The organism is Dactylosporangium darangshiense (genome assembly GCF_039537565.1).
GTDB lineage: Bacteria > Actinomycetota > Actinomycetes > Mycobacteriales > Micromonosporaceae > Dactylosporangium > Dactylosporangium darangshiense.
Genome location: NZ_BAABAT010000054.1, coordinates 26633 through 44787 on the forward strand (window position 1 = coordinate 26633; position 18155 = coordinate 44787).

An 18155-nucleotide genomic window follows, 5' to 3' on the forward strand; every position below is an offset into this window, starting at 1 on the left:
CCCCATGGCTTCGCCCTGGGAGTCGTTCCGGTCCGTACGAGGCGTGCGCCGCACCGAGGACGAGTACGTCGAGATCGACCTCGGCGCCGGCCCGCGACGCCTGTCCCGCTGGCAGCGCCACCTGGACCTCCGCCCGGTGGCCGATGCCGTGCCGGTGCCCGCCGAAGGGCCGGTGGACTGGTCGCAGCTGGACCGGCTGCCGTCCTGCGCTTCCGTGCACTGGTCCGGCCCGGACCGCGGCCTCGGCGACGCCCTCGCCGCGCACCCCGGGATCACGTTCCTGAGCTGGGACGACGCCGCCGGCGAGGCGCACCTTCCGGCGACCGTTCGCCAGCTGCGGCTCTTCTGTCCGCTGCCGGAGCTTCGGGTCGAGGCACCGGAGCTGGGGTACCAGATAGACCTCCGGATGCGCGACGCGCCGGAAGCGGCGGTCCCACCCGGCCTGCGGCGCGTGCGCCGGCTCTGGCTCACCACCGGCGGCGCGGTGTCCGCCGCGGCCCTGGCCCACCTCAGCGACCTGGAGCGGCTGCGCCTCACGTTCGCGGCCGCGCCCGGCTCCCTGGCCGACGTGCCCGCCCTCGCCCGCCACGACCGCCTGGTCAGCCTGTGGCTCGACGGCGCGTACAACCTCGACCCGGCGGCGCTGCCCGACCTGCCGGCGCTGCGCCACCTCGTGCTCGCCGGCACCCGCCGCACGACCGAGGCGGCGGTGCGCGAACGGTTCGCCGGCGGCCCGGTCGCCCTCGAGATCAGCGGCGCCAAGTCCGCCGTGTGGCTCTCGGCGAACCTCGACAACCCGTTCCGGGACTGGGTCGACGTGTCCCGGCCGTTCGCGGAGGAGGCGTGCGCCGCGTACCGGCGGGCGGCACGCTCGGCCGCCGCCGCGACGGACCCGGAGGCCGCCGAGCGCGCGCTGCGCCGCCTGGTTGCCGACCTCAGCGCGATCAACGACGCCTATGACCTGATCGACACCGTGCTGCGCGAGCAGGCGTGGGCGGCGTACCACGGCCTGGCCGCCCGCCTGGGCGTGCCCGCGCAGCCGGCCGGGGCCTGGTTCGAGGAAGAGCGGCGATTCTGAGGTCGTTCGCCTTCGCTCGTCTTCGCTCGTCTTCGCTCGCCTTCGCTCGGCGAGCGGGGCGTCAGGCGGACGCGGCGACGATCGTCTTGACGCCGTTGCGGATGCTTTCGGGCGAGGACGCGTCGACGACCGTGATCGGCTTGCCCTGGACGTCGCCGCCGACGGCCGCCTGCTTGATGTCGGGGAACCCGGCGTACCCCTGCGTCATGGCGGCGACGGGCACGTCACCGGCGGCGATGATGACGGTGCAGTGCTGGACGCCGAGGCTGTTGTAGAACGTCAGCGCGTTGGCTGGGGTCTGCGGCCCGGTGATCGCCAGGTGCTGCACCTTGATGAGCGTGGCGAGCGAGGCGTCCTGCATGCCGGCCCACGCCGCCTTCGCGAGGTCGCCCGCGAGGTCCTTGTCGTCGGTGAGCAGGCACGCGGTCGTCGATTTGTACTGCCGTTCGCGCGGCGCCGGTTTGTCGTCGGGCCAGGCCAGCCAGGTGACGAGCAGCGCGACCACGACGACGAGCACCCCGGCACCGGCAAGCACCTGCCAGCGCGTCAGGTTCCGCAGCATCGCCGACCTCCCCCGAAATGATCAGGCACGCGGATCGGACATTAGCGCCTTGCCGGACCGCCCGAAACCCCCAAATCGAGAAGGGCCTCTTCGCGCTGTAGCGGTCAGGCGGACGCCGAGAGGCGGATCACCTCCACCTGGCCGTCCAGGAGGACCGGACCGGCGGCGTACGGAACCAGCAGCGTGTCCCCGCGCCGGAGCGACAGGTCGTCCTTCTCGCCGAACAGCCTGCCCTCTCCGGCCACCACGACCAGCACGCTGCAGCCACGCTCCACACGGTCGCCGCCGTACAGGCGGCGGGCGGCGAAGAACTCGTCCGCGGCCTCGGGCAGCAGTCGCGCCGGAGTGCCGCGGAGTTCGTCGAGGCGCGATGGCGTCCAGGCGCTGCGGTCGACGCACTGCAGGGCCAGGTCGTAGCCGAGGCCAAGGTGGCCGTCGGTGAGGTCGAAGCCCTCGTACTCCAGCAGCACCGAGAAGTCGGTCGGCTCCTGGACCTCGACCAGCAGGATGCCGTCGCCGATCGCGTGCGGCAGGCCGGCCGGGCAGAGGATCGCGTCGCCGGCCGCGACCGGGATCTTGTTGGTGGCGGCGAGCATCGCCTCAGTCTTCTGCCCGTCCACCCAGCCGGCCAGCTCGGCGGCCTCCACGTCACGGGCAAAACCCAGATGGACGTACGCGTCCGGGCGTGCGGAGACGATCACCCAGGCCTCGGTCTTGCCGTACGGCGAGGCCAGGTGCGCGGTGGCGAAGCGGCGGTCCGGGTGCACGTGCAACGGCAGCCGTTGACCGGCGTCGAGCAGCTTCACCAGTACGCCGGTGTCGGCGCGCTCCGGGCCGAGCCACCAGTGCGGGTCGGCGGCGATCGCCTCGGCCAGCACGCGGCCGTCGGCGAGGGTCGACAGCCCGGCCGGGGCCAGCCCGAACCGGCTGGTCACCGAGCCGACCCAGTCCTCGGGGCGGTCGGGCAGCGCCGGCACGTTGCGGAACTCGGCGATCCGGCCGGCGCCGCGGTAGAACGTCTCGGGCTGGTTGGCGTACAAGGTCTCGACGGTCATCGGTGTCCCTTCAGAGCCAGCTCGGCGAGGAAGCCGCCGACGAACGTGTCGCCGAGCCCGACGGTGGTTGGGTTCTGGACGTCGAGCTCGAAGCCGGGGACACAGTCGACGGTCTCGCCCATGCGCGCGCGCAGCGCCGCCGCGAAGGCGACGGACTCGGGCCGCCGCGGCTGCCGGCGCAGGCGCTCGACGTCCTCGTCGGTGAAGTCGTCGCCGTGGCAGTAGCGGGTGGCGGCCATGACGGTGCCGGTGTCCAGGGCGTCGGCGAAACCGCCGGCGCCGAGCGCCAGGGCCCAGTATTTCGTGTGCAGCACCAGCGTCGGCACCGGGATGAGCGCGTGCACGACCGTGAGCGCCTCCGCGACGTCTCCGGCCGACAGCAGGTCGACCCGGCGGCCAAGGTACGACTGCAGCTCGTCCTCGTTCAGCCCGTACACGTCGATTTCGTCGAGCAGCGCGTCGCGGACCCGGCGGCTGAAGGCGGGCTCGTGGTAGGCCGCGTCCTCGAAGTACGTCACCGCCCCGGCCGGCAGCTGCCGCATGTGCGCCTTCAGTGAGGCGAGCCGCTCGTCGAGCTCCGCCTCGTCGCGCATGGCGTTGAATCCGGAGATCAGGAAGACCTCCGCCTTGCCCAGCCGGTCGCCGAGATCGCCGGTGAGCAGCATGGCACCGTTCGCCGGGTCGTTGACGTAGATCAGGCGGTTCGGGAACGGCGCGTCGATGTCGATGTCGTTCGCCCGGACCCGCAGGCCCTTGTCGTACTGCACGATCAGGTGCGGATAGAAGGTGTCCCCGGTACCGCTGTTGATGTAGTCGCCTTCCGCCGGCAGCAGCCGGCGGAAGGTGTCGTTGACGCTGACCAGGTGCAGCGTGGACGGCACGCCGAGCCGGCTCATCAGGATCCCGGCCCGCACCGAGGTGCCGCCCAGGGTCTCCCGATGCGGGAACCGGTTCGCGAAGGTCGACAACGCCGGGGCGGAGGCGACGAAGTGCTCGCCACCCGCGCCCCGGGCCACGTAGCCGAGGATCGACACCACGAGGTCCCGCTCACTGGTCACGGCGGCCGGCGACGTCAGTTCCGCGGCGACGATGCCGTAGTCGGCGACAAGCTGTTCCAGGACGCCGGCGGTCAGCTTCAACTCGTAGTCGACGCAACCGCCGAGGCCCAGCAGTACACGGGACGCGTCGGCCATGTCAGTAGAGCGATGCCTTGCCGGCGGCGCCGAACAGCTCGATCTTCTGGGCGGCGACCACCTTCATGGCCTCGATGCAGGCGGGCTGGATGGCGTTCGGCTCGCGCACCTTCTTGTCGTTGCCCAGCACCTCGCGCATCTTGTCGTGGTAGGCGACCTTGATGTCGGTGGAGATGTTGATCTTGTTGATGCCGATCCGCGCGGCCTCGCGGATCTCGTCGTCCGGGTTGCCGGAGCCACCGTGCAGTACCAGCGGGATCTGGATCTTGCTTTTGATCTCCTTGAGCAGGTCGAGCTTCAGCTCCGGCTTGAGGTGGGCCGGGTAGAGACCGTGGAACGTGCCGATCGCCACGGCGAGGCTGTCCACGCCGGTCTGCTCGACGAACGTGACCGCGTCGTCGGGGTCGGTGTAGATGATCTCGGCGGCACCCCCTTCGGCATACGTGTCGTTGCCGCCGATCGTGCCGAGCTCGCCCTCCACCGACACGCCGAGAACGTGCGCGGAGTCGGTGACCTTCTTGGTGATCGCGATGTTCTCCTCGAACGGCTTCAGCGAGCCGTCGATCATCACGGAGGTGAAGCCGTACTGGACCGCCTGCAGGATCTGCTCGTAGGTGGCGCCGTGGTCCCAGTGGATCGCGATCGGGACGCTCGAGTTGTGCGACCGTTCGATGATGCCGGCGATCATCTCGCGGCCGATGTGCCGAACCTCGTCCGGGTGGATCCCGACGATCAGGGGGGCGTTCGTCTCCTCGCTGATCTCCACGATTCCCTTGAACATCGCCCAGTCGCTGATGTTGAAGGCGGGCACGGCGAAGCTGTGCTCGTTGGCGACGTCCAGGATCGCCTTGCCGGTCGTCAGCATTTCTGTGTTTCTCCTTTGGGTGACTGCCTTTTGCGGCCGGGGTTCAGGCCTTGACGGCGCCGGCGGTGAGCCCGCCGATGAAGCGGCGCTGGAACAGCAAGAAGAGGACGAGGACCGGAATGGACCCGAGGATGCTCATCGCCATCATCTGGTTCCATTCGTACGAGTGCTGGCCCATGAGCAGCTGAATGCCGATCGGCACGGTGCGCATGTCGTCGGTACGGGTCAGCGTGAGCGCGAACAGGTACTCGTTCCACGAGATCATGAACGTGTAGACCCCGACCGCGATCAGACCGGGCACCGAGATCGGCACCAGGATCCGCCACAGCGCGGTCCAGCTGGTGCCGCCGTCGACCTTGACGGACTCGTCCAGCGCTCGGGGCATGGTGTTGAAGTACGCGGTGATCATGATGATCGCGTAGGGCAGAGTGAACACCATGTGCGTGAGGATCAGGCCGGGATAGGTGTTGTACAGCCCGAGCCCGACGACGAGCCCGAAGTACGGAATGACGAGCGTGATCGGCGGAACGGCCTGGACGCTGACGATCACGGCGTTGATGGTCTTGGACAACGGGAACGAGTAGCGGCTGAACGCGAACCCGGCCAGGACGGCCACCAGCAGCGTCAGGATGGTCACCGCGAAGGCGACGATGTAGCTGTTGAGGAAGAACCGCAGCTGCGCACCGTTACCCAGGATCTCCCGGTAGGCGTCGAGCGAGAAGGTCTTGGTGATGAGCTTCGGCGGGTTGCCGAAGACGTCTCCGTTGCCCTTGAACGAGGTGGAGAGCATCCACAGGACCGGCAGGCCGGCGAACAGCCCGCCGATGACGAGCCCGGTGATGACGCCGGCCTTGGCGAGGGTGCGGCGGGTCTTGATGGAGGTGGCCATGTGTCTCACCGCTCCCTTTGCTGGCGTACGTAGAAGAACGCCAGGACCATCGTCAGCAGCAGCACGATCACGGCGGCGGCGGACGCGGTTGCGAACTCGTACTCGCTGAATGCCTGCTTGTAGGTGTAGGTGCTGAGCATCTCGGTGGCGTGCAGCGGCCCGCCGCCGGTCATCATCCAGATCAGCGCGAACTGCTGGGACGTCCAGATCAGGTCGAGCACCGCCATGCTGATGATCACCGGCCGCAGCTGGGGCAGCGTCACGTGCACGAACCGCTGCCACCAGTTCGTACCGTCCACGGCGGCCGCTTCGTACAGGTCGCCGGGGATGCCCTGCAGCCCGGCCAGCAGGCTGATCATGAAGAACGGGTAGCCGGACCAGATGTTGACGAACGTGACCGCCCAGAGCGCCTTGCCCGGGTCGCCGAGCCAGTCGACGCCCTGCTGGACGACGCCCAGCGTGTGCAGCATGTAGTTGATCACGCCGGACGGGTCGAGCAGCAGCCGCCAGATGACGGCGATCACCGCGATCGTGAACAGCCAGGGCAGGATGTAGACGATCCGGAAGATGGCCTTGGTGACCCCGCCCAGCAGCTGGGTGTTGAGCATCATCGCGAAGGCCAGGCCGAGGACCAGGTGGGCCACGGTGCTGACCGAGATGAAGATGGCCGTGTTCTTCAGTGCGACCAGGAAGTCCGGGTCGGTGAGCACCTTGGTGTAGTTGGCGAACCCGGCGAAGACCGAGTTCTCCTGGACGATCACGTTGTCCCGGAACGAGTAGCTGATCACCATGACGATGGGGACCACCATCAGGACCACGATCAAGAGCACCGTCGGGGACAGATAGCCGTACGGGACCAGGCGCCGGGCCACAATGGAGCGCTTCCGGCCGGGCGTGACCTGCCTCTCGCTGGGCGCCGCGGTTTTCGGTGCCGTCATGGATGTCATCGCTGTCTCCTTGATCGGGCGCCGTGCCGGCGGACCGGCACGGCGCCCGGGCGGGCTACTCGATCACCGAGGACCAGGACTGCTGCGACTTGGCGAGGGCGTCGTCGACAGTCGTCTTGCCGGTCAGCACGAGCTGGAGTTGCTCGTCGAAGCTGCGCATCAGGTCCTCGGACTTGGGCAGCCCGACGAACTCGTTGGCGGGGTAACCCTGCTGGTAGATGTCGAAGGCGGTCTTGAACATCGGGTCGCTGTTGCCGAAATCGGGCTTGGCGTTCTTGTTGCCCGGGAAGCCGTTCGCGATCGTGCTGAGCTTCGCGTTGGTCTCCTGGCTCATCAGGTAGGAGACGAACTTGAACGCCTCGGCCTTGTGCTTGGTGGAGTTGGAGATGCCGATACCCCACGACGCGTACGGGATGCCGCGCTTGCCGCTGTAGCCGTCCTCGGACGGCAGGGCCGCCACCTCGAACTTCAGGTCCGGCTTGTTCTTCTTGATCAGGTTGATGTGCGCGAGCGAGTCGATCATCATGCCGACCTGGCCGTTGGTGAACTTCTCGACCTTGTCCTGCTCTTTCATGGTGAGCGAACCGGGGGCGATGACGCCGGCGTCGTTCAGGCTCTTGACGTACTCGACCGTGCTCTTGACCTGCGGGCTGGTGAGGTCGGGCTTGCCGTCCTTCAGCATGCTGCCGCCGGACGCCCAGAGCCAGGACATGACGTCGTTCTGGATGCCGTTGGGCACGGCGGTGTCGAGCGGGAGCGCCCAGCCCTTCACGTCACTGCCGGTCGCGCTGATCTTCTTGGCGGCGTCGAGGAACTGGGTGCGCGTGGCGGGCACGTCGGCGACGCCGGCCTTGGCCAGCAGGTCCTTGTTGACGAAGAGCGGGTAGACGAAGTTGACCACCGGGATCATGTAGGTCTTGCCCTTGACCTGCACCTGGCTGGCGAGCTGGCCGGCGTCGTAGTTCGCGTCCGTCATCAGCTTGGACAGGTCGGTGATCGCACCCTGCTTGGCGAAGTCGTTGACCCAGGCGCCGTCGAGGCCCACCACGTCGGGCAGAGTCTTCGACGCGGCGCCGGTGATGAGCTGCTGCTTGGTCGAGGCGTACGGCGCGCTCAGCAGCTTGATCTTGATGTTCGGGTTCTGCGCGGTGAAATCGTTGACGATCTTGTCGAACTCCCCGGCCGGAAGCTCGGCCCCCCACCACTGGGCGAACTCGAGCGTCACGTTGCCGCCCGAGGCGGTGTCGCTCGAGCCGCTCGAGCCGCACGCCGCCACGAACGCGACCAGCGCGGTCGCGGTCACCGCCCCTAACACTCGCTTCAGCCGGGATGCACGTACCGCCATGGCATGCTCCTTCTATATCGAGATCTTTCTGTTCTCCGCCGCGTTGGCGTCACGTTAGCAGCGTGTTACAGATCAGGACAAGAGAAGAGCTGCATAAAACTGCGGACTATGGCAAACTGTTGCGCCATGAGGCAGAACCAGGCGCCCAGCCACCCCGATCCGAGCTGCAGTTTGGCTGACCAACACCGATCTTCGGCCAGCCATGCCCATCTCTGCCGGTCTTCGCGGCTCTACGCCGCGATGTCCTCAGTGGACACGCAGGTGTGGCATACTGCCGCACTGACAAGGGGGGAACAGTGAGCGTTGGCAGGGACGAGCGGCAGCGTCATCTACCTGCGGGGCGCAAGGCTCAGCTGGCCGCGTACGTTGCCGAGTCCGGCCAAGTCACGGTGGGTGAGCTGGCCGAGCGCTTCGGCGTCTCCATCGACACCGTGCGCCGCGACCTCGATCAGCTGGCCGCCGAGGGCATCCTCGTGCGCACGTACGGCGGCGCCGTCAGCCTGTCCACGGTCTCCCGCGCCACCGACCGCGCCGTCGACCAGCGGCTCGCGGTGCAGGAGCAGGAGAAGGAGAAGATCGCGGCGCTGGCCGCGTCCCTGGTCCAGGACGGGTCGACCATCATGATCAATGGCGGGACGACCACCCTCGCGCTCGCCCGTAGCCTCGGCCAGCACCGCGACCTCACGGTCGCGACGAACAACCTGCTGGTGCCGGGCGCGCTCCCGCCCACGGCCGTCCGCGACATCTACATCTTCGGCGGCGCGGTGCGCGCGCTCACCCTCGCCACGATCGGGCCGGTCAGCTTCCGCGCCAATACCGGCGCCGAGCTGGACATCAGCTGCGATCTGGCGCTGATCGGCGTCGGCGCGGTCGCCGCCGACGCCGGCTACACGACGAGCAACCTCGCCGAGGCCGCGATGATGCAGGAGATGATCTCCCGTGCGGCCCGCGTGGCGATCCTCGCCGACTCCTCCAAGTTCGGCCGCCGCCTCTTCGCCCAGGTGTCGGAGCTCGGCGCCGCCGACTACCTGATCACCGACACCGCACCGCCACCCGACCTGCGGGACGCCCTGAAGGCGAGCGGCGTGGAGCTGCTCACCCCCACGGCCAAGGCCCTGACTCCACGGCAGGCGTGACCGTTCCTGCCGGTAACGAGCGGCGGGCATCGCCAGGTCTTTGCACCAGGCGCGGTCGACGGTGAGCTCCTCCGCTCGCAGGTTCGAGGCCAGCTGGTCACCGGTCGCGGCCCGGCCAGCGCTCATGCCGCCGTCCGTGCGATGGCTATGGTCCGGAAGGAATCCGCGGGCCATGAGACGAACGCCAACCTCATCGCCTACGGTCTGGACCACCGACCGATGACCCGCACGGACGCGGCGGCGGCAGCCGGCCTGGAGGCATCACCGTGAGCGACGGCGGACCCGGACCACGCCGACCCGCTGGACAGGGCAGGCCGAAGGCGCCCGCCACCATCGGCCGAGCGTCGTTCGTCAGCCCCTCGCCCAAGTGCATCTGCGCTCGTTCCACAACGGGCCCGCCACGGCCACGCGGGTGCGTGCTGACGACTACAGGTATCCGATGCCCGCCTTGGCGATTTGAGCCGTCGCACGACCGTGCGGGCTGTAGTTATCGCAGACGATCGCTATCGGGGTTGTCGCCCCGGCGCCGTCAGCCCGCAGCTCGGGCTGCTTTACGAGCCGGGCGTCGTAGAGCAGCCCAAACTGCGGGGACGGGCCACGTACTACCTGTGCCCGAGCCTGGGCCTGGCGCTGCTGGACGGCGAATCCTGAGAATCGGCCAAACTGCAACCGATCGCTGTGCTGAATCCGTCTTTCAGGGAGGAAAAGCGTTCACACGGTCCGGGGCGATATTGTCGCGCGCCGAGGGACAGGCGTTGTCGGGAGTGGTATGGCAAAGAAGCGTGGGAAGAAAGACCCGTTGTGGGCGCGGTTGTCCCTGATACTCGGGGCCTTACTGCTGCTCGCCAGCGGAGGCACACTCGTCGGTGGCAATCTGTTGCTGCAGCATTACAGCGACCAGATCACCCACGAGGGTGGCCTCGGCGAGGCGGCGGCGACCGGCGCGACCATCGACGGGCCGATCAACCTGCTCCTCGTCGGCATCGACGAGCGCATCAACAACGAGGCGATGGGCGCGCGCTCGGACTCGATCATCGTCGCGCACGTGCCGGCGACGCACGACGCCGTCTACCTCATGTCGATCCCGCGTGACACGCGGGTGCGTATCCCGGCGAGCAAGAGCACCAAGTACAACGGCGGCACCGACAAGATCAACGCGGCCTTCCAGTTCGGCTACCAGAACGGCGGCGGCCGCGACAACGGCCTCCAGCTGCTCGCCGAGACCGTCAGCGGCCTGGCCGGCGGCATGAAGTTCAACGGCGCCGCGATCGTCAACTTCGACGGCTTCAGCGGCCTGGTGACGGCGCTCGGCGGCGTGCACATGTGCGTCGACGAGAAGACGACGTCGATCCACGTCGGCTGGAACACGAAGACCGGCAAGGAGGGCGTGCCGTTCAACTTCAACGCCGACGGCATCCCGGTGTCGGCCAAGCAGAACATGAAGCCGCAGGTGTACGAGGTCGGCTGCCGCGACTTCCAGCCATGGGAGGCCCTGGACTACGTCCGCCAGCGCGACATGCTGGCGAACGGCGACGGTGACTACGGCCGCCAGCGCCACCAGCAGCAGTTCATCAAGGCCATGGCCAAGAAGGCCACCAGCGCCGGCGTGATCAGCAACCCGCTCAAGGTCAACGAGGTCCTGAGCTCGGTGGGCAAGGCGGTGTCCTTCTACCGCGGCAACGTCAAGCTCATCGATTGGATCTTCACGCTCAAGGGCATCGACCCCGACAAGATGGTCACGTTGCGCACGAATAACGGCACGTTCAGTAGCAAGGAAATCAACGGCCAGTCGTTCGAGATCCTCGACCAGAACGCCCTGGACCTGCTCAAGGCATTCAACACCGACACCGTCGACACCTTCGTCGCCGGCCACCCGGACATGATCGCCAACGACGCCGCGACGCCGGCGACGAAGAAATAGGCCTCGTGCCGTCCTGTCGCGCGAAGCGGCCCCGCCCCATCAGGGCGGGGCCGCTTCGCGTTGCGGCCACGGGTGGTCGCACCTGGACGACTCGAGCCACGGCATGAGCACCACGATGTCCCGCTGCCAGAGGCCGAGCAGGTGGCGCCCAGGGCGCGGCAGGCCGCTTACCGGCGGTGGGCCGTGCCAGGCCCGAATGCGCCGCTCGGCGGTCCCTGTCACTAGGCGACTTCTCTAGCCTGGCCAGCCAAGAGCTGTGGCCCCGGCGCAGAACCGGGGCCACAGCGGAAGTTCTATGCCAGCCGACGAGCACGCCGTTGGCCGGCGGACGGCGGGGCCACCGGCCAGAGCAACACACACATCTGCCGCGAGTATTGCGCGGCGGCGGGACCGTCGTCGTCACAGTGAGTTACAGGCAGAGGCGGCGCCGAGGCTTCCTGTCCTGCCGATGAGCGCGCACCTAGCGGAGCTGCCGACGGCCTACAATCCTCGGGCACATGTAGTGTGCTCGAGCCTGGGGCGAAATGTACCAGCGTGTGACCGCTGAGCGGCTGATCCTGGTTGACGTGGTGGATCGGTGGTTCCACCTGCAAGCGCCGACCTTCATCGGCGCTGGGCAGACCTTCTGGATCGACCACAAGAACAATGAGCTATGCGTGGATCGCGGACACGGCCGCGTGACCCGGCACGCCGGATGGATGAACCGTTAGCCGAGACTTGCCTGCCGCCAAGGTCGAGATTCCTCTCACGAAGCCGCGCCGAGAGGAATGTCCAGCTCGCGGATCCGCCTTCCGTCATTGTCCCGGCGGTAGATGGTCAGGGACAGCGCCCTGCCGAGAAGCGGCAGGTTGATCTCAGCCGCTTCGCTGATGCCGACTCGTAATGCCGCCTTGTCGGCGTGGCGACCGACGGTCATGTGGGGAATGAAACGTGACGGGCGCCGCGCTCCGCGAAGCACCTGGCCGTAGATGGACTCGTGTAGCCGCCATACCTGCTCTCGGCCCTCGTTGACCAGCAGGAACAGGTATTCGTCCGCCCAGACCGTCGGGGTTGAGAGCTCGAGCGCGAAGGACGTGAACGCTGTGAGCACAGGCTGCAAGTCCTTCGCCAGCCGGGACACCGGCCCGGGCCACTCAAACGGAAACGCGACGGTGATGTGGGCCGGCACGGCGGCGGCGAGGGGATCCCACTTATTGCGGAATCGCTCGACCGCTGCCGTGTTCATCTCGGGAAAGATGGCAAGAACACGCGTAGCCACGGCGGCGATCCTTCCATGTCTACGCCGGACGTATGGATTGCCGCAAAACTCGCGCGTCGGCCGGCTCGAAGATCGTCACGCTCGTGGCAGCGTGGCTGCTGCGTCAGTGTGTTTGAGCCTCCCAGGCCGGCAGCTGGGGTTCGTCGTTGTGCACGATGATGTTGGCGTGATGGGCCGGGCGGACCGTAGCGAAGTAGAGCTGTTGGGAGGGGATGTAACGCTCGCGCCAGCGCCGTTCGACTTCGGCCCGAGATGACACCCGGCGCTCTCGGATGACGGCACGATCCACGGTCTTCTCGAGTGCCGTCGACACGAAGATGCGCAGGTCCCACCGATCAATCAGTTCCGGGCGCATGAGGAAGACGCCGTCGAAGACCAGCACGGCGTCGGCTGGGGCAGTCGTGACCGGCGGGGACATTGCAGTATCCGCGGTACGGTCGTAGACCGCGTGTTGGAAGCGTCGATCTCCGCCCGGGCCGAGCGGATCGAGCAGAACCCGGTTCAGCGCATCGTAGTTGTGGGTGTCGAAGTAGCAGCCTTCGGCCGAGTACTCGCCGCGCGGATAGCGCTGTGCCCGGGGGAAGACGAAATCGTCGATCGTCGCGCGGATGACGTCGCGGCCCTGCTCGCGCAGGACGACGGCCAGCTCGTCGGCGAGGGTGGTCTTGCCGGCGGCAGGCGGCCCGTCGATGGCAACCCGCATCGGGTGCGCGACTGTGACGGACCCGACTGCCTCCGCTAGGCGGCCGAGCATCTCGTCGCGAGTGCCTTGCTCCATATTCTGCCCCGTCCTGGTCTCGCGAAGGTCGCCGTGTCGGGCCGACCCTATGCTCGCCGGCCCTTTCGCGCCTACCAACGCCCGAGTGAGCGAGATCGCCGAATGCGGAAGTGGCTGCGGTGGTGGCGCAAACGCACTGTCATGCCGGCGCTGGTCGCTCGGTCTTGCGTGACCATTCTGCCGCGCTCCGCGCGGCCATCCTGTTCTGCCGCTGGTCGCGCACGGTTTGCCCGCTCGCATGGGGTTGCTGGGGGCTTACGCGGTCTCGTCGTGATCGCTGCGACAAGGCTGCAGTGCCACCTGGACGCCTTCGGCAGTCAGTTGTTCCGCCAAGACCGACATCTCTGCGGGAGTCCCGGTAAGTCCGTGGCCGGTGAGGGCCGCGTATGCGTCGGCCACCTCGGTGATCGTTGCTCCTCGACTGCGGAACACGGCGAGGGACCGCAGCCGTAGGTCCCGGTTCTTGTCCGGATCAACGTGCAACCGCGTGAGCCCGACCCGGGCGACGAGGGTCTGCCTGACGATGCCGTCAACGTCGTCGAACACAGCCGGCGAGGCACGACTCTCGTCGACGTAGCCGCAGCCGGCGCAGCGCGACGTGGCGGTCCACATGACCCGACCGGCGTCGACAGCCTCCGCGACGTGGAACGCGACCGCTCCGCCGCAGCTCGGACACGGCCCGTCAAAATCGCCGCAGATCAGCATCGCCACGTCCACAGCACGCATACGTTCGTCACGACCATGCTGGATGCCGGCGTCAGTCTCCGCGACGTCCAGATCGCCGCCCGCCACGCCGACCCGCGGACCACCGTGCGCTACGACCGCGCCCGCAACAACCTCGACCGGCACCCGAACTACCTCCTTGCCGCGTACATGACCTCCGGAACCTGACCAAGGCTCGCGACTTTGCCGATGAGCGATAGACGGTTCCGAAGGACACCGATCGCGCGGGAGCTAGGGCTGCCCTAACGGGCGATCGGGCTACTGCGTCTGAGCCGGTCGCGGAGGGGCGTCGAGGCGTACCTCGTATAGGTAGAGGTCACCGTTGGTGCCTATTTGGCGGAACCCGGCACGTTCGAGGGTCCGCTGGGAAGCGACGTTGTCCCCGGTGGTGTCGGCGACAACTCGGGACAATCCGTGATCGGCCGCGACGTTCAGCAGGGCGACGAGTGCTTCCGCTGCATAGCCGTGACCACGGGCTGATGGGGCAAGGCCGTAACCGACCTCGACACATCCGTCGTCCGGCTGACCCTTGAACCCGATCCCGCCGATGGCCTTCCCGTCGGCGGTCCGGGTGATCCGGTAGTGCCCGAAAGGGCGCTGGTCCCCGTGGGCGGCCGTTGCTGTGAGAAAGGCCGTGACGCCGATGACGTCGCCGTCGAAAGGATAATCCTCAGCCCAGGCATCCCCGGCTCCAGCGCGCCGCCCGACGATGCGTTCGCCCTCTGCTGTGTCGATGGCGTGCAAGCACAGTCGCGGCGTTTGAAGCTCGGTCACGGGCAACAGCGAAGCAGCCCTCGACACTCCGCACAAGCCGATTAGGCCATGCCGGAAAGGCCGGTCGCGGAACCCGTTGGGACACGTGCACATGCCGCCGTCCGTGCGCGCTGGCATGACCGCATAGGGTCACTCCGCGCAGGTGCCAGCCCTAGGTTGAGCACCCGCGCGGCGCCCGGAGATGCCGATGAGCGCGACGCTCCGGCTGTCGACGTGGCCGGCAATGTGCCCCTCGACAGGAGGGGTCGCGGATGGACGTGCTCATCGGACGCAGGCTCGTGAAGGTCGTGCGGCTGGCCTGGCATTGGGCGGACGAACCCGACGATCTCAGTGTTGGGCCGGTGCAGCTTGTGTTCGATGACGGTCGAGGCGTCTTATTCGCCGGCCGGAGCGACTGGACCCTCAAGCTCGTGGAGACCTACCCGAGCGACAACAGATGGCTCGACCCCTACGATTACGACTACGACGGTGGGCGTTGGTTGTCGCGGGACGCCTCGACGGAACCGCCGTTCGCCTCAGTCATCGCGAGGCCTCTCAACGAAGTGAGACCGATCCGCAACGAGGTCAACGAGGTGATCGGCCTCCGGCTGGACTTCGATGGCCGAATACTGACGCTCAAAACGTGGCAGGGAGAGATCAAAACCTAATTGGCCGCAATCAGCTTGTCACCGAAGGTCGCGGCCGGAGGCCTGCAGCCCCACGTGTCAGGCATCGTCCCAACGGTCGGCGTCGGCTCCCCATCCCGACGGCGCTGCCTGACGTGCCTCTTCCGGGCTCACCATCGCTACGTCGGCCGCTCGGACCTTCACGACTGAGACGCCGAGCGGGAACTCCACGTTCGAGCCGTCCGCGAACGACACCATCACGTGAGTGTCGGGACCGGCTGGGTGGTTGTCCATCCATTGCACATGGACGACCTCGACCGTCAAGGATCCGTCCGGACGCACCAAGGCGAATCCCTCCAGGTCGCCTCGGGCGACATCCGGATGCAGCCGCTTGCGCCGCTCCGCGAGCTGCTGCTCTCGCCAGCGACGTCGCGCCTCGGTGTTCGCCACGCTGTCCATTCTTCAACAGGTCACGTGTGCCGCGTACGGTCGCGACTCCCGCACCGGATGGCTCGCCGTGTCACGGGTGCGTGGGAGTTCTTCGTGGCCGGCCGAGAGCGAGGCCAGACGTCGCGATGCACGACGGCGCCGCTGCGGCATCGCTGCCGATCGCCAGGCCGTGCGGTGGACAGCCGTAGAACAGAGTCGCCGCGAAAGGCGGTACGACAGATCGGGCCAAGATCACGTGCTATGCCGCGATCCGCGCGCTCAGCAGCGGCCCACGGCACGCACCCATCGAAGCGTTCGACCCGTCAAAACGGGGTTATTTTGGTGTGGGACGATCGTCAAACCATCACGGCCAATGGCTCGCGCTGGGAGAGCCATTCGGGCGGAATGGCGGCGCGGCCGGTGTACGCCGCAACGATCCCGCCGACGATCGCCGCCATGGTGTCGACGTCGCCGCCGGCCTCGATGCACACGCGGATCGCGCCCGGGTAGTCGTCCAGGCGCGTCGCGGCGACCCACAGCGCGAACGGCACGGTGTCCTGCGCGAGGACCTGGGCGCCGTTGCCGAGCTCGTACGCGGCCTCCGCCGCGCTCACGCCCAGCAGGCGACGGGCCTGGCGCACGCCGTCGCGGACGCGGCCGTCGATGAGGTACCCGAGGACGGCGTCGAGCAGCTCGGCCGGCGACGGGGGGTTGCGCACCCGGCGCGCCCAGCCGGCCTCGGCGGCGGCGACCGCCACGGCGACCGCGCCCAGGATGCCCTCGGCGTGCGCGTGCGTGACCTCGGCGGAGCGCATCGCCTCCAGGGCCGCGGTCCGCGGGTCGCCGGCGTGCAGGGCGCCGAGCGGAGCGACCCGCATCGCGGCGCCGTTGCCCATCGAGCCCTGCCCGTCGAAGGCCTCGCGCGCCACGTCCCGCCACGGTTCGCCGTTGCGGATGCGGCGCAGCACGACCACGGCGCCGCCGCCGTAGCCGCGGTAGGGCTCGAAATGCTCGGCGAACGCCTGCGCGAGCCGGTCCTGGTCGACGACGCCGTGCGGGCGCAGGTGGGCGGCGAGGGTGCACGCCATCTCGGTGTCGTCGGTCCACGGCCACGATCCGGGCGGGGCGGTGCCGTCGAGCAGGGTCGAGAACGTGGTGCCGGGCACGAAGAACTGCGCGCCGAGCGCGTCTCCTACGCTGAGCCCGTCAAGGCTGTCCGCGCAAAGCTCGAAGTCGGTCATCTCTGTCCGGAAGCCTACCCCGCTCCTGGTGCAGAGCCAGCCCCGCGACGACGAGGCCGATGCCCAGCAGGTCGCGCGTGTTGGGCAGCTGGCCGAGCACCACCAGGCCGATCACAGTGGCGGAGGCCGGCAGCGCGCTGAGCAGCAGCGCGAACGTCGGGCGGCTGACCCGGGCCATGACGAGCTGGTCGGCGACGTACGGCACCACCGACGAGCACACGCCGACCCCGATCCCGGCGGCGAGCCAGACCGGGTGCGCGAACGCGGGCGCGGCGGCCGGCGCGCAGAACGGGGCGGTGACGACGGCGGCGACCAGCATCGCGCCGGCCAGCCGGTCGATGCCGCCGCCCTCGCCGGCGATGCGATGACCCAGCCAGATGTACACCATGAAGAGCGCGCAGTTGGCGAAGGCGAACGCGAACCCGAGCGGCTGCCCGGCCAGGCGCACCTCGGTCAGCACGGCGACGCCCGCGGCGGCGAGCCCGAGCGCGGCGGCGTTGCGGCGGGTCCGCACCCCGGCGGCGGCGAGCGCGATCACGCCGAGGAACTCGATCGCGCCGACCGTCGACAGCGGCAGCCGCGCGATCGCGAGGTAGAACACGGTGTTCATCGCCGCGAGCACCACGCCCAGCGCCACCGTGGCGCCGCTGCGCACCCATGCGCGGCGCCACAAGGCGAACACGAGCGCGGCCGAGGCGATCCGCAGCCACAGCACGCCGGGCGCCGGGACGTGCGCGAACAGCAGCACCGCGAGCGCTGGCCCCAGGTAGTGGAACACGGCGCTGACGACGATGGGCACGAGGACCGGGATCCGGTTCACGGGGCTATCCTCGGTACCATATCCGCGGTTTTGAAGGGCTCTTCGAAGGCGGGTGGCGCCGAATGCCTGCAGATTCCAGGAATCCGATCCTCGACGCCGTGAACCTCCGGCTGCTGGAGGAGCTCGGCGAGAATCCGCGGCTGTCGATGTCGGAGCTTGGGCGCCGGGTGAGCATGTCGGCACCGGCGGTGACCGAACGGGTGCAGCGCCTCGAGCAGGCCGGGGTCATCAAGGGGTACCGCCTGGAGCTGGACCCCGCGGCCCTCGGGCTCCCGGTCACGGCGCTGGTGCGCGTGCGCCCCGGCCCCGGGCAGCTCGCCGCGGTCGCCGACACGGCGCGCGACACGCCGCTGGTGGTGGAGTGCCACCGGATCACCGGCGAGGACTGTTACCTGCTCACGGTGCATGCGGCCGGCCTGGCGGAGCTGGAGGAGGTGCTCGACCGGTTCGCGCTGTATGGCCAGACCACGACGTCGATCGTCGTGTCGACGCCGGTGCCGCACCGCCAGCCGCCGCTGGCCTGAAATTGTCGTACC

Annotated in this window: 20 protein-coding genes; 6 read left to right on the top strand and 14 right to left on the bottom strand. The window is 68.5% G+C overall.

The features are described from left to right. The first annotated feature begins 4 nt into the window (after positions 1 to 4). Positions 5 to 1078, top strand: coding sequence for a hypothetical protein (locus ABD901_RS50165; RefSeq protein WP_345140518.1), 1074 nt, complete (start codon positions 5 to 7; stop codon positions 1076 to 1078). A gap of 61 nt (positions 1079 to 1139) precedes the next feature. Here ABD901_RS50165 and ABD901_RS50170 read toward each other — a convergent pair whose 3' ends face one another. From ABD901_RS50170 to ABD901_RS50200, 7 genes are all read right to left on the bottom strand, one after another. Then, positions 1140 to 1640: a hypothetical protein gene (locus ABD901_RS50170; RefSeq protein WP_345140521.1), complete on the bottom strand. Its 501-nt coding sequence runs from the start codon at positions 1638 to 1640 to the stop codon at positions 1140 to 1142. Positions 1641 to 1744: 104 nt separating this feature from the next. Beyond that, on the bottom strand, positions 1745 to 2695 hold the full coding sequence (locus ABD901_RS50175) for a class I mannose-6-phosphate isomerase (protein WP_345140524.1): 951 nt from the start codon (positions 2693 to 2695) through the stop codon (positions 1745 to 1747). Beyond that, positions 2692 to 3888, bottom strand: coding sequence for an ADP-dependent glucokinase/phosphofructokinase (locus ABD901_RS50180; protein WP_345140527.1), 1197 nt, complete (start codon positions 3886 to 3888; stop codon positions 2692 to 2694). Before ABD901_RS50180 ends, ABD901_RS50175 begins: the two co-directional genes overlap by 4 nt. Position 3889: 1 nt before the next feature. Then, positions 3890 to 4753 (bottom strand): ketose-bisphosphate aldolase, encoded by an 864-nt coding sequence (locus ABD901_RS50185; protein ID WP_345140532.1) that lies wholly within the window; start codon positions 4751 to 4753, stop codon positions 3890 to 3892. A 43-nt stretch (positions 4754 to 4796) separates the two neighbouring features. Further along, entirely contained in the window at positions 4797 to 5642 is an 846-nt protein-coding gene (locus tag ABD901_RS50190; protein ID WP_345140535.1) for a carbohydrate ABC transporter permease, read from the bottom strand. Between the two features lie 5 nt (positions 5643 to 5647). Continuing rightward, on the bottom strand, positions 5648 to 6589 hold the full coding sequence (locus ABD901_RS50195) for a carbohydrate ABC transporter permease (protein WP_345140538.1): 942 nt from the start codon (positions 6587 to 6589) through the stop codon (positions 5648 to 5650). Positions 6590 to 6644: 55 nt separating this feature from the next. Further along, positions 6645 to 7934 carry an ABC transporter substrate-binding protein gene (locus ABD901_RS50200; protein WP_345140541.1) on the bottom strand — a complete coding sequence of 430 codons (1290 nt, stop codon included), beginning with the start codon at positions 7932 to 7934 and terminating at the stop codon, positions 6645 to 6647. A gap of 296 nt (positions 7935 to 8230) precedes the next feature. Between ABD901_RS50200 and ABD901_RS50205 the strand changes: the two genes are divergently transcribed. From ABD901_RS50205 to ABD901_RS50215, 3 genes are all read left to right on the top strand, one after another. Further along, positions 8231 to 9070: a DeoR/GlpR family DNA-binding transcription regulator gene (locus ABD901_RS50205; protein WP_345140545.1), complete on the top strand. Its 840-nt coding sequence runs from the start codon at positions 8231 to 8233 to the stop codon at positions 9068 to 9070. 877 nt (positions 9071 to 9947) lie between these two features. Beyond that, entirely contained in the window at positions 9948 to 10991 is a 1044-nt protein-coding gene (locus ABD901_RS50210; protein WP_345140548.1) for an LCP family protein, read from the top strand. A 524-nt stretch (positions 10992 to 11515) separates the two neighbouring features. Continuing rightward, the gene (locus ABD901_RS50215; protein WP_345140551.1) at positions 11516 to 11701 is read left to right on the top strand and encodes a hypothetical protein; all 186 of its coding nucleotides are present in this window, start codon (positions 11516 to 11518) and stop codon (positions 11699 to 11701) included. Positions 11702 to 11736: 35 nt separating this feature from the next. On the opposite strand, the gene ABD901_RS50220 is transcribed toward ABD901_RS50215, so the two are convergent. The 4 genes from ABD901_RS50220 to ABD901_RS50235 all read right to left on the bottom strand — a co-directional run bounded on the left by ABD901_RS50220 (position 11737) and on the right by ABD901_RS50235 (position 14524). Then, on the bottom strand, positions 11737 to 12249 hold the full coding sequence (locus ABD901_RS50220; protein ID WP_345140554.1) for a 2'-5' RNA ligase family protein: 513 nt from the start codon (positions 12247 to 12249) through the stop codon (positions 11737 to 11739). A 103-nt stretch (positions 12250 to 12352) separates the two neighbouring features. Continuing rightward, positions 12353 to 13027 (bottom strand): cytidylate kinase family protein, encoded by a 675-nt coding sequence (locus ABD901_RS50225; protein WP_345140557.1) that lies wholly within the window; start codon positions 13025 to 13027, stop codon positions 12353 to 12355. Between the two features lie 255 nt (positions 13028 to 13282). Beyond that, positions 13283 to 13876 (bottom strand): hypothetical protein, encoded by a 594-nt coding sequence (locus ABD901_RS50230; RefSeq protein ID WP_345140624.1) that lies wholly within the window; start codon positions 13874 to 13876, stop codon positions 13283 to 13285. 132 nt (positions 13877 to 14008) lie between these two features. Further along, positions 14009 to 14524 (bottom strand): GNAT family N-acetyltransferase, encoded by a 516-nt coding sequence (locus ABD901_RS50235; RefSeq protein WP_345140560.1) that lies wholly within the window; start codon positions 14522 to 14524, stop codon positions 14009 to 14011. 251 nt (positions 14525 to 14775) lie between these two features. On the opposite strand from ABD901_RS50235, the gene ABD901_RS50240 reads away from it, so the two are divergent. Then, entirely contained in the window at positions 14776 to 15171 is a 396-nt protein-coding gene (locus ABD901_RS50240) for a hypothetical protein (RefSeq protein WP_345140563.1), read from the top strand. Between the two features lie 57 nt (positions 15172 to 15228). Here ABD901_RS50240 and ABD901_RS50245 read toward each other — a convergent pair whose 3' ends face one another. The 3 genes from ABD901_RS50245 to ABD901_RS50255 form a co-directional block, all read right to left on the bottom strand. Continuing rightward, a complete protein-coding gene (locus tag ABD901_RS50245) occupies positions 15229 to 15579 on the bottom strand; it encodes a hypothetical protein (RefSeq protein ID WP_345140565.1) in 351 nt (116 codons plus the stop codon). A 335-nt stretch (positions 15580 to 15914) separates the two neighbouring features. Beyond that, positions 15915 to 16799: an ADP-ribosylglycohydrolase family protein gene (locus tag ABD901_RS50250; RefSeq protein WP_345140568.1), complete on the bottom strand. Its 885-nt coding sequence runs from the start codon at positions 16797 to 16799 to the stop codon at positions 15915 to 15917. Further along, complete coding sequence (locus tag ABD901_RS50255) at positions 16765 to 17619, bottom strand: EamA family transporter (RefSeq protein ID WP_345140570.1); 855 nt, start codon at positions 17617 to 17619, stop codon at positions 16765 to 16767. Before ABD901_RS50255 ends, ABD901_RS50250 begins: the two co-directional genes overlap by 35 nt. Positions 17620 to 17681: 62 nt before the next feature. Here ABD901_RS50255 and ABD901_RS50260 point away from each other — a divergent pair, with 62 nt between their 5' ends. Next, positions 17682 to 18143 carry an Lrp/AsnC family transcriptional regulator gene (locus ABD901_RS50260; RefSeq protein WP_345140572.1) on the top strand — a complete coding sequence of 154 codons (462 nt, stop codon included), beginning with the start codon at positions 17682 to 17684 and terminating at the stop codon, positions 18141 to 18143. Positions 18144 to 18155: the final 12 nt, after the last annotated feature.

Bases quoted from the DNA above. Each gene is read 5' to 3' on its own strand.
- ABD901_RS50225 (WP_345140557.1), bottom strand. From the start codon at position 13,027: ATGGAGCAAGGCACTCGCGACGAGATGCTCGGCCGCCTAGCGGAGGCA.
- ABD901_RS50170 (WP_345140521.1), bottom strand. From the start codon at position 1,640: ATGCTGCGGAACCTGACGCGCTGGCAGGTGCTTGCCGGTGCCGGGGTG.
- ABD901_RS50190 (WP_345140535.1), bottom strand. From the start codon at position 5,642: ATGGCCACCTCCATCAAGACCCGCCGCACCCTCGCCAAGGCCGGCGTC.
- ABD901_RS50260 (WP_345140572.1), top strand. From the start codon at position 17,682: ATGCCTGCAGATTCCAGGAATCCGATCCTCGACGCCGTGAACCTCCGG.
- ABD901_RS50165 (WP_345140518.1), top strand. From the start codon at position 5: ATGGCTTCGCCCTGGGAGTCGTTCCGGTCCGTACGAGGCGTGCGCCGC.
- ABD901_RS50250 (WP_345140568.1), bottom strand. From the start codon at position 16,799: ATGACCGACTTCGAGCTTTGCGCGGACAGCCTTGACGGGCTCAGCGTA.
- ABD901_RS50195 (WP_345140538.1), bottom strand. From the start codon at position 6,589: ATGACATCCATGACGGCACCGAAAACCGCGGCGCCCAGCGAGAGGCAG.
- ABD901_RS50240 (WP_345140563.1), top strand. From the start codon at position 14,776: ATGGACGTGCTCATCGGACGCAGGCTCGTGAAGGTCGTGCGGCTGGCC.
- ABD901_RS50175 (WP_345140524.1), bottom strand. From the start codon at position 2,695: ATGACCGTCGAGACCTTGTACGCCAACCAGCCCGAGACGTTCTACCGC.
- ABD901_RS50185 (WP_345140532.1), bottom strand. From the start codon at position 4,753: ATGCTGACGACCGGCAAGGCGATCCTGGACGTCGCCAACGAGCACAGC.
- ABD901_RS50180 (WP_345140527.1), bottom strand. From the start codon at position 3,888: ATGGCCGACGCGTCCCGTGTACTGCTGGGCCTCGGCGGTTGCGTCGAC.
- ABD901_RS50215 (WP_345140551.1), top strand. From the start codon at position 11,516: ATGTACCAGCGTGTGACCGCTGAGCGGCTGATCCTGGTTGACGTGGTG.
- ABD901_RS50200 (WP_345140541.1), bottom strand. From the start codon at position 7,934: ATGGCGGTACGTGCATCCCGGCTGAAGCGAGTGTTAGGGGCGGTGACC.